The organism is Paenibacillus sp. JT31N17 (assembly GCF_056269255.1).
Window position 1 is genome coordinate 181,229 of sequence record NZ_JBWDNP010000001.1, and the last position, 13,036, is coordinate 194,264.

Here is a 13,036-nt window from a genome sequence, read left to right on the forward strand (position 1 = left end):
GGATGGAAACAGATTCCCGAATTGGTGGTGCAATGAAGATGGAACAGTTCACCCCGCGTGATGGACTCCCTAATCTGTTTTACAAGCTGGAAAATGGGGGCGAGGTGACAATTGTCTATTTGGGCGGCAGTATTACCCGTGCGGAAGGATACCGGGCGATGACTGCGAATTGGCTGCGGCAGCAGTATCCCAAGGCGGATATCCATGCCGTGAACGCGGGTATTTCCGGTACCGGCTCGGATCTGGGCTGCGCACGTATCGAGACGGATGTACTCAGGCACAAGCCCGATCTGGTGGTCGTCGAATTTGTCGTGAACGATGGGGGAGCCCCTGAGTCGAAAGCCTGGATCGAAGGGATCGTCCGGCAAATCCGCAAGAGGAGCCCTGTGACCGATGTTCTGTTCGTGTATACGCTGGCGGAGCGGGATGTGGCAGTATTTCAGGCGGGGCAATATCAGCAGGGAGCTCTTCTGCAGGATGAATTGGCCGACTATTACGGCATACCTTCGATTCACTTGGGCGTAGAGGTCAGCCGGCTTGTGACGGAGGGCTCGCTCGTATTTACGGCCAAGTCGAATGAGGAGACCGTGAACGGTACAACCGTCTTCACTCACGATTCCGTTCATCCGACCATTCCGGACGGACATTTGATCTATGCCAGTACGATTATCAGGCACTTGGAGACGGTTCGTGGCATAGGTATAAGCGGCGGACCGGTTGAACATCCCTTTCCGCTGGAGCCTCAAGTAGCGGAGAATCCGTGGGAATATGCCAATTTGCTGGCACCGGAGGAACTCGCGGAATTTTCCGGCGGGTGGACCTATATGACGCCGGAAAACTTCAAGCTGGCGCGCGAATACGAATGGCTGTTTCCCGGTCTGTGGAGAGCCACGAGCCTGGCGATACCTTCACGGTTGAGTTCACCGGTACCCACATCGGTCTATTCGATATCGGGGGACCCGATTCCGGCAGACTTAGGATTACGGTAGATGGCGGGGAGTCTTTCGTCGTCGACCGGTTCACCCCGCATAATGACCATAACCGGAACCAGTATGTGTTTCTGCCGGAGCTTTCGAATGGGAAGCATTCGGTTCGATTTGAGATCGACACCGAGAGGACGGATAAAGCGGGAGTGTTCGAGGCCGTTGGCAATCAGCGGAGCCTGGAGCATCTCCGGCAGCATCCGGAATGGTACAACCGGACGGCGATTCAGCTCGGAAGACTGCTGCTGGTGCAGCCGCCGTTATAAGTTGCGTACCGCAGTATTGTTCGAACTAGGCAACGGACGGGCGGATATTGCCAAGCTGAAGGTCCTGTTCGCGGGAATCGAAGATAAAGTTTAGGAGGGCAAACCCATGTGATTTAGAGTCGATCATAAATTGAATCAGGTGATAGCGGAGTGGCTGCTGCGGCGGACTGCTCCTGTTTTCTAATGAAATAACAGATAGCTGAACTTAATTAATGTGTTCGTTTTCAGATATTTCCCTGTTACAATAAAGGCATCATTTCCACTAATTTTTAATAGATATTTTTTAACAGGGAGGGATACTGAAATGACTGAACTATTACCGGAAGCTGTTAATCGATCTATGCGGAAGCTGTGCGAATCGCTGGAAATCCGGATACCGGATACCGTAGAGTCCGTTTATGTATATGGCTCTACCGCTCTCAATGCTTTTATTGAAGGCTCAAGTGATATAGACTTTCTTGTATTTGTTAATCGAACGTTAACGCCGTCTGACATCCGATTGATTATGGAAGCGCACGAGGATGTTGAGCCAGCGCTCAATGGTTTAGATATTATGGGCGCCTATATACAACGGAAGGATGCGGGTAAATCCGTCGGAGAACTCTCTCCCGTCCCCACGTATTTCGATAAAAAAATGCAATCTGACGGGGATGGGGACTTAAATCCGGTCACATGGTGGATCCTTCAAAGACATGGCATCTGTGTTTATGGCCAGCCTATGTCCTTCAATTATGAGCTGTCATCTGATGAACTCATCCAATACGTTATTGAAAATATGAATTCATATTGGGCCGGATGGATTGACAGATTGGAGCAAAAACTTAATTCGCCGGGTATGACTGAGCAGACAGTACCGTTGGAACGGAATGACTATGCAGTTGAATGGTGCACCCTCGGCATGCTGCGGCAATTTTACACGATTCGAGAGCGTGACGTGACCAGCAAAATTGGTGCCGGAGAGTATGGCCTTACACGATTACCCGAACGTTGGCATGGACTTATCCGCGAGGCCATCGCGATCAAGCGTGGAGAGCATTCAAGAGAATATGCTTCGCAATTGAAACGGATGCATGACCTAGTCGAACTGCTTCGCCTGATTCACACGGAGAGTAACAACGTCTACAAAACGAAGATTTCTTGAATCTTTCTTTTATACCGCCAAACAACATAACCAGAACTCATTGATTTTTACAGTCATTATGTATAAAATGAAATGACGAAAAATTTCCGGAAGGAGTGGGAATATGAGAGTAAAACAGAAACCAATCCATTTTAAATTTTCATATTCTCCTCCTTTCATCAGGACACTAAAGCGTTCATCGCTTTAGTGTTTTTTATTTTTATGGAGGTGTAACGATGACGAAATACAAAAGAGTGCTTATTAAACTAAGTGGCGGAGCAGTCGCAGGAAATACTGAATTCGGTTTTGCGCCAGAAAGATTGGATTACATCGCTAATGAAATTATGTCCGTTGTGAACCTGGGTGTAGAGGTATCCTTGGTTATAGGCGGTGGAAATATATTCAAGGGCAATATGGCGGAAAGTTGGGGAATCGAAAGAGCAGAAGCTGACAACATCGGTACGCTTGCAACTGTTGTCAATAGCTTAATGCTCCGTGGAGTTCTGAAAGCCAAAACCAATAAAGAAGTTCGGGTAATGACAGCAATACCCATAACATCAGTTGCCGAGCCGTATATCAGACTAAGGGCCGTTCACCATCTGGAAAAGGGATACATTGTCATATTTGCGGGAGGAAACGGGCAGCCTTACGTAACAACTGACTATCCTTCGGTACAAAGAGCGATTGAAGTTAATTGCGAAGCGCTTTTAGTTGCAAAACAAGGTGTAGACGGCGTTCTCAATGCAGACCCAAAGTACGATAAGAATGCCAGAAAGTTCAAATCCCTTCATTACAACGATGTTTTACAACATAACTTGAAGGTGATGGATCAGTCGGCATTCATATTGGCAAGAGACTATAATCTGCCAATGTATGTGTTCAACTTTGACAAGCCAGGTTCAATGAAAGAAATTTGTGAAGGGGAAAACATCGGAACGATCATTAGCGGTGAATCAGTTCTGGAATTGGAATGAATAGATATTGTTGCCGAGGGCTTCTTCACAAGTACGACGAAGACGCCCGTTTATGTTTTTGGACAAGGAATGGAAAGTACTTGAACAACTCTATGAAAAGTATAATATGGATAGTAAGCTGTATTTCATAGACAAAGAAAAAGAGGGAGTGTTCACGAGGGTGAGTCAATATGATGCTGTTGAATATCATGGGGTGGTGGGAGTTAGATGAAGAATGGCGATCAGAAGTATTTTACAAGCGAGGCCTCTCTGATTTTGAAAGCGGTTGCCGACCGGATGATTCCGGAGGATGCATGGCCTTCGGCGACCGGCGGCGGAGTCCTGACATACCTGAAACGTAGTGCCGCACAGGATGCTGCTGCCTGGACGGATGTGATCGAACCTGGACTTCGCGCACTGGATGCAGAAGCATCAGCTCTTTATAACCAACCATTTTCGGAACTGCCGTCTCATGAGAAAGATAGACTGCTCCACGCCGCCGAGCATGATTCCTTTCGGGACTGGCCTGTTTCGTCTAAACGCTTCTTTGACACTTTATTGTCTCTGGTCATTGAAGGCTATTATGGCAGTCCTGAGGCGGGCGGGAATAATGAAGGGAAGTCTTGGGACATGATCGGATTTCGCCCGGGCCCCATATCCGAAAGCCATGAGCCGGCTCCGGAAACCGATCTGCCGCAAAAAAACCTCGATCAACTTCGAGACCGGTATGATGTTATCATTGTCGGAGCCGGGGCCGGCGGTTCGGTAGCGGCGGCTGTATTGGCTGAATCCGGACTTCACGTTCTTGTCGTTGAGCGCGGTAGCTGGCTCCGATATAGTGAGGTAGGCAGCGATCACTTGCGTAACCATCGTTTCAGCAAGTATGGCCATAACACGGGACCAGGATTGGAGGGCAACCCCCGCACGATTCTATTGGCGGGCGGAGACGAGCGGATCACCGCGCCTTTTGAAGGCGATTATCACAATAACGCAATGACGCTGGGCGGAGGAACACGGATCTACGGGGCGCAGGCATGGCGATTTCATCCGGATGATTTCCGTATGGCAAGCCGCTATGGGATACCAGACGGGAGTTCGCTAAGCGATTGGCCGATTCGCTATGAGGAGCTTGAACCTTATTACATGCGGGCCGAGTGGGAAGTCGGCGTCTCCGGCGATGGGAATGCCCACCCCGGACGCGGACAACGGCAACGCTCTTATCCAATGCCGGCGCTGCCGCGAACGCTGGAAGCAGAACGCCTGGCCCGGGCGGCAGAGAAGCTGGGATGGGAAGTGGGGCCGGTGCCTCTCCTCATCAACTCCATCGAGCGGGACGGTCGGCCGGCTTGCGGCCGGTGCGGCCAGTGTGTCGGATTTGCCTGCCCGACCAACAGTAAGAATGGCGGTCACAATACGATGTTGGTAAGGGCTGTTGCTACCGGCAACTGCGATCTGATCTGCGATACCACAGTAGAGCGCATCGATACCGAGGGAGGAAGACATGCCACCGGGGTTCATCTTGTGCAGCAATTGGACGGCGCTATCCAGCGGCGGCAAGTGCGGGCTGGGCATGTTGTAGTTGCTGCCGGAGCCATCGAAAGCGCACGCCTTCTTCTCAACTCGGCAAGCGTTTCGGAACCGCATGGAATCGGCAATCGGAACGGACAAGTAGGAAGAAACCTTCAAGGCCATGTCTATTCCGGCGCTTACGGCCTCTTTGATGAACCGGTTCAAGATGGTCTTGGTCCGGGGGTGAGTATTGCCACCTTCCGTTTTGACCATCGCAACGAAGGCGGAATTATCGGGGGCGGATTGCTTGCTAACGAGTTTACTCGGCTGCCGCTTATTCACTGGTATCGGGCGCTTGCGCCGGACGCTGCGCGATGGGGGAGCGCAGGCAAGGACACGATGCGCGAGAGTTACCTGCGTACCAGCCAAATTCAGGGACCCATTCAAGAGATCCCGAGCGCCGAGTCCAGAGTGCGGCTATCGAAGACGGTCAAGGACCGCTTTGGCATACCCGCAGCCCAACTCTCCGGAAGTGTCCATCCCGAGTCTCTTCGAGCTTCAGCCATGCTGGCTGAGCAAGCCGAGAAGTGGCTCTGGGCCGCCGGCGCACGTGAGGTATGGCGAACTCGGCCTGGTGGCGGGCTTAGTGCCGGTCAGCATCAGGCGGGTACGCTGCGCATGGGAAATGACCCTTCGACATCCGTCACTGATCCCTTTGGCCGCATACATGGATACGACAATCTCTGGGTGAGCGACGGCTCTGTGCACGTGACCAATGGCGGCGTCAACCCGGTGTTGACGATTCTTGCCTTGGCTTTCCGCACGGCAGAAAATCTGGCGAAACAAGGGTAGCGAGATGTTGGGATATGTGCAGTGATGATGACGACGACGGTATCCTGAGGGAAGATAAAGGTTAATCTGCCAACCTAATAAGTCATGAGCGTGACCAAGGCACTTTGCCTAATAAGGCAGAGACAGTTTGCTCTGTCCTCGCTCGTGTACTCTGTTTGAACCAATTCTTCATCGATGGTTTTAGATTGTCTTGCTTTGGTATTCCTGCGAAATAGGGCCGTGGGTGAACAAAGTTCATCCATGGTTTCTTCTCGTTGATTATCTACGATCAATATAAATAATCTAATCTAAACCCATAAGGAGAATGTTCAATGAAGCCTGTACTCAGTTATACAATCTGGTTTTCACAGCGGACCGGAAGTACCTTGTTGTATAAAGCACTCGAATCGACCGGGGTAGCAGGAATTCCAGGAGAGTGGCTGACGGAACGGGATCCCGCTGCATTCGGCTGCCAGGACATACGGCAAATGTGGCAGAATGGTACGACTCCAAATGGCGTATTCGGGCTCAAGACCTCGTCAGTCAAGTTGGATGAGTGGCTGCGCACATTCCAAAAGGAGTTACTTCTGCCTGATGGGCTGTCCGGGCCAAAGATTTGGGAAGAAGCTTTCCCGGCTTGTAAACACATCTTCATGACCCGTCGTAATAAAGTGAGGCTCGCGGTGTCGTGGTGGAGAGCGATCGTAACCGGCGAATGGCATCGGGTGCACGGCTTGCAGCCGCATCAAGAGGAGATAGCGGATAAGTACTCCTTTGATGCAATCAATCATTTGCTTGTGGAGTGCACATTGCGTGAAGCTGCCATGGAAGCTTTTTTCGCAGAAGAGCATATTGTACCCATGACGATTGTATATGAAGACTTTATCCGGAACTACCATGATACGGTTATGAAAGTTTTGAGCTTTCTGAACCTATCGACGGAATCTGTTCAGATCGCTTCTCCATTCTATGACCCAATCGCCGATGATATTGCTGAAATCTGGGTACAACGTTTTCGCAAGGAGCGGCAAGTGGGCTGGGACAACATAGCCTGGTGATTTTCATAACCCAATGACCGGAAAGGCCGCGGAATCCGCGGCTTTTTTTTTGTTCCGATGCGGCTATTTTTTTTATGTAACGACGCGCTTCAAGTGATTAGTATGCGGTACATATTTAAGGTTTATGTAAGGTTCGGATTAAAATCCTGTAAGGTGGGGCTGTTACGATGAGGTTAGCGACATAATTCGTTTTTTTTAAGGAGATAGTCAAATGAAAACCATTCTGCAAGCTGTTAATTTGCAAAAGACGTTCGGAACCAAAGAAAATGAATATCCGGCCTTGCAGGGCATTGACCTCGATATAAAGGAAGGGGAATTCGTCGGGGTTATGGGCCCTTCCGGGGCGGGAAAATCGACCTTGCTGAACATTCTGTCGACCATTGATACGCCAACCTCCGGCGAAATTACGATCGACGGCCAAAATATCGTGTCCATGAGCGAGGCGGAGCTGTCCGATTTCAGGAGGAATAAGCTGGGCTTTATCTTCCAGGATTATAATCTGCTCGATACATTGACGGTACAGGAAAATATATTGCTGCCGCTCGCCTTGTCCAAAGTGCCGCCGGCGGAGATCAAGGCGCGGGTGAGCACAATCGCGGATACGTTCGGTATCGTTCATATTCTCGGCCAGTATCCGTACCAGATTTCGGGAGGTCAGAAGCAGCGGGCGGCGGCGGCGAGGGCAATGGTTGCGCAGCCTCGCCTTATTTTAGCGGACGAGCCGACCGGCGCGCTCGATTCGAAATCGGCGACCGGCCTGCTGGAAAGTTTGCAGGAGCTCAATCTGTCCGAGCATTCAACCATTATGATGGTGACTCATGACGCCTACGCCGCCAGCTACTGCCAGCGGGTCCTCTTTATAAACGACGGCCGGCTCGTTAAAGAGCTTCATAAGGGTCAGGGGACACGCAAAGATTTTTTTCAGCACATTCTGGAGGTGCTGGCGTCGCTCGGAGGTGGGTATCATGACGTTGTTTAAAATCGCCGGAAAAAATATCCGGAAAAATTTCACCCATTATTTTCTTTATTTTGCTTCCATGATTTTCAGCATTGTCATTTACTTTACCTTCGTGTCCTTAAAATACGACAGCACGATTCAGTCGGTATCGGACGGACCGATCCAGATCAGGTCCGCTTTCAGCGGCGCGGCAGTCGTACTGGTCGTGTTCGTCGCCATATTTATCTGGTATTCGAACTCATATTTCACGCGGAAACGCAAAAGGGAGGTTGGGCTGTACGCCTTGCTCGGGATGCGCAAAAAGCAAATCGGGCTCATGCTGTTTTATGAAAATATTGTGATGGGCCTTTTCGCGCTTGCAGCGGGAATTGTGCTCGGCTCCGCGCTCAGCCGGTTCTTCGTCATGATTCTGATGAGAGCGATGGGCTATGATGCCGCCGTCGGCTTTTCCATTTCTTCCGCCGCCGTCATAAACACGTTCATCGTGTTTATGATTATTATACTGTTTACTTCAATTCAAGGTTATCGTCTGATTTACCGGTTCAAGTTAGTGGAATTGTTTTATGCGGACCGGCAGCGCGAGGATGAACCGAAGGCTTCTGCGGCAATCGTAGCACTCTCTCTCATCCTGATCGGAGGCGGCTACTGGCTGGCCTTGCAAAACCCGCTTCAATCGGATGCGTGGATGGCGCTGGGATTCATGATCACCCCGCTCTCGATTCTGGTTGCGGTTATTATCGGAACGTATCTGCTGTTCAATACGGTGACTGTTACCTGGCTGAAGCTGTCCAGACGCAACAAGCGGCATTATTGGAAAGGCGTCAACCTTATCGGGACATCCCAGCTGCTGTACAGGATGAAGGGCAACGCCCGGATGCTGACCGTCATTGCCGTGCTGAGCGCAACCACGCTCACGGCAGTCGGCACTGCGTACAGCTTGTATTACAACAACCGGAGCTCTGTCTCGCAGGCCAACCCGAACAGCATCATGTTTGTGGATACGGACACCGGCGTCTCCCGACAGGCGGATAACGCGATCCGGCATTCTCCGGATCATCACGTACTCTACCATGAGTCCATTCCGCTGCTTCAGGCGGATGCCGATACTTCGGAACTGTACAAGACCGGCGGTTCGGACGAGCAAACCTTCACCGTGCTGTCCAACCGGGAGTTCAACCGGCTCGCCAAGCTTCAGGGGCGGAAGGAGTCGTTAAGCCTGCAGACGGACGAAGCCGCCGCGCTGGACCCGGTGTATATCGACGGCATGTCACCGGCATACACAGGCTCTGCCATTACGCTGAATGAAAGCGGGGAGAGCGATAAGCTGACCTTCAAGGAACTGAAAAAATACAATGTTCTTAACCAGCGAACGGTGTACTTCACCATCGTCGTCAGCGACGAAATGTATGCGAAGCTGAAGACCAAGTCCCCGGCAACGACCGTCGAGGCTTACGGCATCACCCGCCAGGACAATGCCAAGCCGCTGACGCAGGAGCTGGAGAGCATTCTGCCGGAGAAAGCCAATTTTACAAGCTTTTACAGCGATTACTCCCTGGGAATGCAATCGACCGGCCTGATCATGTTTATGGGCGGATTCCTGGGCCTTGTCTTCTTGGCGGCGACAGGCAGCATCATCTACTTCAAGCAATTGACCGAAGCAAATTCGGATAAAGCGCGGTACCGGGTCTTATATCAGATCGGCTTCAATAAAAAAGAGATCCGCCGCGCGGTCGCCAAACAGGTCAGGTTTATTTTTGCCCTGCCGCTGGTTGCCGGAATTGCTCACTGTGCGGCGGCCTTATCAGCAGTGTCCCATCTGATGCAGTCGGGCTTGGCCATTCCGGTTGCCGTCTGCATGGGGGTCTATACGTGTATTTATCTTATCTACTATTTGTTTACGGTGAATGCCTACTGCAGAATCGTAACGAACTTCAACTAACAGATAAATAGAAGGAGCGATTGGTGATGAAAGCTTTCCTAATCACGATTATAACCGTACTTGTCCTGCTGTTCGGATCCGTCCTGCTGCTTCAAAACGTGAATCTGAACAGGCTGGGCACCGACCAATATTACGTCCAAGTCGGAAAAGGCGTGAGAATGGAAGATAAAGCGGACGACGGCATGACCTATGTGTATTACCAATATACGCTGGAGGGCTTCGACAAGGACGGCAAAGAGAAGAACGTCATATTTACCGCAAACAAAGAATTGCGCAAGGATGCTTACTTGCGCGTATATCTGAAAGGGGGCAAGGCGAGCTCCTATCAGGAGGTTCGGGAGCAAGAGCTGCCGGAGCCGGCCAAGCGGGAGCTGGAAGGTCATTAATACACAATTTTAATCATAAGGAGAGCTGAAAATGAAAAAAACAGTTTTTGCGTCCGCAACCCGAAAAGCCGTGACTTTTTCCATTGTATTCACACTTGCGGCTTTCCCGGCCGCCATTACAGAGCCGGCAGCGGCTGCCCGGGAAGCCGCGAATATCGCCGAAGCGCCCGCGCCTGTTCAATACCGGATCGATGCCCGGCTGGATGAAACGAATATGCATATCCTGGGAAGCGAAACAGTCACTTACCGGAATATGTCGAAGGATACGCTGCGGGAATTGGTCTTTCACACGTATGCCGACGCCAATCGCTCGGCATCCACCCAGTCTGCGACTTTTGCAAACAGCAACGAAGAGATTCTGAAGAACAATCCGGCATTGAAGCCCGACGACTTTCTCGGCGGCATCGACATAAAGGAGGTGGCTGCCGATGGTCAGCCGTTGACATACAACAATGCCGATCAGGCGTTAACTGTTCAGTTGAAGCAGGAGCTTAAGCCGGGCGAGGTGACGAGCGTGCAGGTTAGCTTCGATGTCACAATTCCGTATGGCCAGGAGCGCTTGTCGCATTATAAGGACATCATCAACGGAGCGCATTGGTTTCCCGTTATGTCCACGTATAATGATGGTACGCATCAATGGGATCGAGCGCCTTACAGCAGAACATTCGAATCCGACCATTACATTTCCTCCAACTTCCAGGTACATCTCAATGTGCCGGACTCATATCAAGTATTGATGCCGGGAACGATTGCAACCGAGGAGGACCGGGAAGAAGCCGGGCGAAAAACCGTATCCGCCACTGCTGCAAACACCCGGGAGTTCGTCTTTTTTGCAAGTCCTGACTATAAGGTGGAGAGCGTGACGAGGGACGGGTTGACCATCGAATATTATTATTTCGACAATCAGCCGGATAAGAAAAAGCTTGTAGACCGGTATATCGATCAAGCCTTTCAAGCGATCGGGTTTTTTAACGAAAAGTACGGCAAATACCCGTATCCCGAATTCCGGATCGCCGAGTCGTACGTTGAAGGAGCCGCGGTCGAATTTTCCCGGGTTATTCAGATGGGCGTGCTGCAAGGCAATGCTGACCCGGCGAAAGATACGGTATTCGTCCATGAAATCGCGCATCAGTGGTTCCATTCCTTAATTGGCAACAACTCGGAGCAGGAATCGTTTCTGGATGAAGGCTTTGCCGATTTTTCCAGCGCTTATTTTTTTGAGAAACAGGGAGATGCCTTAAACGGCTTTCAAGCCGTTCGATTCGATGAATCGTCCTTCGATGTGCCCATCGCCTCATCCAATAGCGAAGTTGGCGATTTGGCGAATCCGGTTTTTTATGTAAAAGGCCGGCAGGCGATTTACCAGCTGTACCGCACGGCGGGCGAAGAGAAGTTCGATACGTTCATGAAGGCATATTTCAATAGGTACGAATATAAAAACGCATCGATTGACGGGCTTTTACAGACGGTCAAGGATACATTGGGGAGCGCGGCGGCCGATGAGATGGACAAGTCTCTGCATGAACCGAATTTTATTCTGAAGCAGGAATACCGGCTCTCGGACGCAGAGAAAGCCGCTTACACCCATCATATATTCCTGCAGGCATACGAATCTTCCCTGGAAGTGCCGGACCTTCCCTTTGAAACGATGAGCCGGATCATTAGCAAGGCGCTGCAGGGGGAACCGCTGGCCATCGTCGTGAGCGACGATGATGGCGATAATGACGGGCAGGGAAAGTTCGTCACCGATCTGAAAAGCATGCTGGCCATCTTCGGAATTCAGCCCGAGGTCATCACAAGCCGCCGGCAGTTGAAAAGCGAAATGGGAAAAGAACTGGCGGTCAGCAATATTATCGCGATCGGCAATGCCGAGTCGAACGGGCTTATTCAAGCGCTGAAGCCAGGCATCGTCCAAAATTCCGGGGACACCGGCTTTTCCTGGAAAGACAGGATGAGCAAGCCGGAAGCGGCGGGTGCCTATATTATCAAGCACCCCTATAATCACGATCGCCTGCTGCTCCATTTTTATTGGAACCAGGATCGGTTAAACGGGGAAGCCGAGGGGCCGATTTCGGCGCAGATGTCGAAGGTCTTCAATTTCACCTCCGATTTTTATCAATATTATGAAATGGGAAAGACGGGAAAAATCATCTCGGAAAAGAAGCTTGTCAACCCCATTTCGAAATTTTTCGCAGAGTAGCAAAGGCATACCCTTGCGGCCGGACATTTGTATAGTAACCTGTTGAGAGGGTAATATGAGGGTATGTGCCGGGTTTGTCTGCCGCGGCAGCGAATCCGACCCCAGGCAAGGAGGCTGTGAACGGTTTGACGCTCAATCATAAGGTGCTCATTGTGGACGACGAGGCGGACATTGTAAGGTTGCTGCAAACGGTATTGATCAAGGAACGGATCGGACATGTATACACGGCGTCTACTGCGGAAGAGGCTTGGCAGGAGTTTCAGAGAAGGCAGCCGGATATTGTCGTTCTGGACATCATGCTTCCGGACGGCGAAGGGTACGATGTATGCAAAAAAATACGCAGCGTCTCCAATGTGCCCATTTTCTTCTTATCGGCAAAAAACGAAGAGATCGATAAAATTCTGGGCTTCGCGATCGGCGGCGATGACTATATTACCAAGCCGTTCAGTCCAAAAGAAGTAGCCTACCGGATCAAGGCCCGCTTCAGGAGAGAGGATTTCTCTTTGGAAGGGGAGAAGACGGGGCATTTGATTAAGGCAGGGCCTTTTGAATGGGATGAGCATAAAGTCGAATTAAAAAAGAACGGAATGCTCCTTGAATTGAAGCCGAAGGAGCTGGGCCTCTTCACCTATCTGCTCAAGCATCCAAACCGGATTATAAGCAAGGAAAGCCTGTATGACCATGTGTGGGGCGAGGAGTTTTTCGGATTCGACAATACGGTGATGGTTCATGTCCGAAGGCTTCGGGAAAAGATCGAAGACGATCCCTCCAACCCGCGGTATCTGGTTACGGTTAAGGGATTGGGATATAAATTGGCCGTAGAGGATGATTGA

Annotated in this window: 11 protein-coding genes; all 11 read left to right on the top strand. The window is 50.9% G+C overall.

What is annotated here, in order from left to right:
* Positions 1–38: 38 nt before the first annotated feature.
* The 11 genes from AC0YOB_RS00870 (at position 39) to AC0YOB_RS00920 (ending at position 13,036) form a co-directional block, all read left to right on the top strand.
* The gene (locus tag AC0YOB_RS00870) at positions 39–989 is read left to right on the top strand and encodes an SGNH/GDSL hydrolase family protein (protein WP_475791128.1); all 951 of its coding nucleotides are present in this window, start codon (positions 39–41) and stop codon (positions 987–989) included.
* A gap of 65 nt (positions 990–1,054) precedes the next feature.
* A complete protein-coding gene (locus AC0YOB_RS00875) occupies positions 1,055–1,249 on the top strand; it encodes a hypothetical protein (RefSeq protein ID WP_475791129.1) in 195 nt (64 codons plus the stop codon).
* A gap of 304 nt (positions 1,250–1,553) precedes the next feature.
* Positions 1,554–2,390, top strand: coding sequence for a nucleotidyltransferase domain-containing protein (locus tag AC0YOB_RS00880; protein ID WP_475791130.1), 837 nt, complete (start codon positions 1,554–1,556; stop codon positions 2,388–2,390).
* A 215-nt stretch (positions 2,391–2,605) separates the two neighbouring features.
* Entirely contained in the window at positions 2,606–3,343 is a 738-nt protein-coding gene (gene pyrH, locus AC0YOB_RS00885) for a UMP kinase (protein WP_475791131.1), read from the top strand.
* A gap of 207 nt (positions 3,344–3,550) precedes the next feature.
* Positions 3,551–5,683 carry a GMC family oxidoreductase gene (locus AC0YOB_RS00890; protein ID WP_475791132.1) on the top strand — a complete coding sequence of 711 codons (2,133 nt, stop codon included), beginning with the start codon at positions 3,551–3,553 and terminating at the stop codon, positions 5,681–5,683.
* 311 nt (positions 5,684–5,994) lie between these two features.
* A complete protein-coding gene (locus tag AC0YOB_RS00895) occupies positions 5,995–6,720 on the top strand; it encodes a Stf0 family sulfotransferase (RefSeq protein WP_475791133.1) in 726 nt (241 codons plus the stop codon).
* Positions 6,721–6,931: 211 nt separating this feature from the next.
* A complete protein-coding gene (locus AC0YOB_RS00900) occupies positions 6,932–7,699 on the top strand; it encodes an ABC transporter ATP-binding protein (protein ID WP_475791134.1) in 768 nt (255 codons plus the stop codon).
* Positions 7,686–9,617, top strand: coding sequence for an FtsX-like permease family protein (locus AC0YOB_RS00905; RefSeq protein ID WP_475791135.1), 1,932 nt, complete (start codon positions 7,686–7,688; stop codon positions 9,615–9,617). Before AC0YOB_RS00900 ends, AC0YOB_RS00905 begins: the two co-directional genes overlap by 14 nt.
* Positions 9,618–9,643: 26 nt before the next feature.
* The gene (locus AC0YOB_RS00910) at positions 9,644–10,003 is read left to right on the top strand and encodes a YxeA family protein (RefSeq protein ID WP_475791136.1); all 360 of its coding nucleotides are present in this window, start codon (positions 9,644–9,646) and stop codon (positions 10,001–10,003) included.
* A 31-nt stretch (positions 10,004–10,034) separates the two neighbouring features.
* A complete protein-coding gene (locus AC0YOB_RS00915) occupies positions 10,035–12,203 on the top strand; it encodes a M1 family metallopeptidase (RefSeq protein ID WP_475791137.1) in 2,169 nt (722 codons plus the stop codon).
* A 125-nt stretch (positions 12,204–12,328) separates the two neighbouring features.
* Entirely contained in the window at positions 12,329–13,036 is a 708-nt protein-coding gene (locus AC0YOB_RS00920; protein ID WP_475791138.1) for a response regulator transcription factor, read from the top strand.

Excerpts from the sequence above, each read along its gene's own strand:
- AC0YOB_RS00910 (WP_475791136.1), top strand. The coding sequence starts at position 9,644 with ATGAAAGCTTTCCTAATCACGATTATAACCGTACTTGTCCTGCTGTTC.
- AC0YOB_RS00905 (WP_475791135.1), top strand. The coding sequence starts at position 7,686 with ATGACGTTGTTTAAAATCGCCGGAAAAAATATCCGGAAAAATTTCACC.
- pyrH (WP_475791131.1), top strand. The coding sequence starts at position 2,606 with ATGACGAAATACAAAAGAGTGCTTATTAAACTAAGTGGCGGAGCAGTC.
- AC0YOB_RS00870 (WP_475791128.1), top strand. The coding sequence starts at position 39 with ATGGAACAGTTCACCCCGCGTGATGGACTCCCTAATCTGTTTTACAAG.
- AC0YOB_RS00900 (WP_475791134.1), top strand. The coding sequence starts at position 6,932 with ATGAAAACCATTCTGCAAGCTGTTAATTTGCAAAAGACGTTCGGAACC.
- AC0YOB_RS00880 (WP_475791130.1), top strand. The coding sequence starts at position 1,554 with ATGACTGAACTATTACCGGAAGCTGTTAATCGATCTATGCGGAAGCTG.
- AC0YOB_RS00895 (WP_475791133.1), top strand. The coding sequence starts at position 5,995 with ATGAAGCCTGTACTCAGTTATACAATCTGGTTTTCACAGCGGACCGGA.
- AC0YOB_RS00890 (WP_475791132.1), top strand. The coding sequence starts at position 3,551 with ATGAAGAATGGCGATCAGAAGTATTTTACAAGCGAGGCCTCTCTGATT.
- AC0YOB_RS00915 (WP_475791137.1), top strand. The coding sequence starts at position 10,035 with ATGAAAAAAACAGTTTTTGCGTCCGCAACCCGAAAAGCCGTGACTTTT.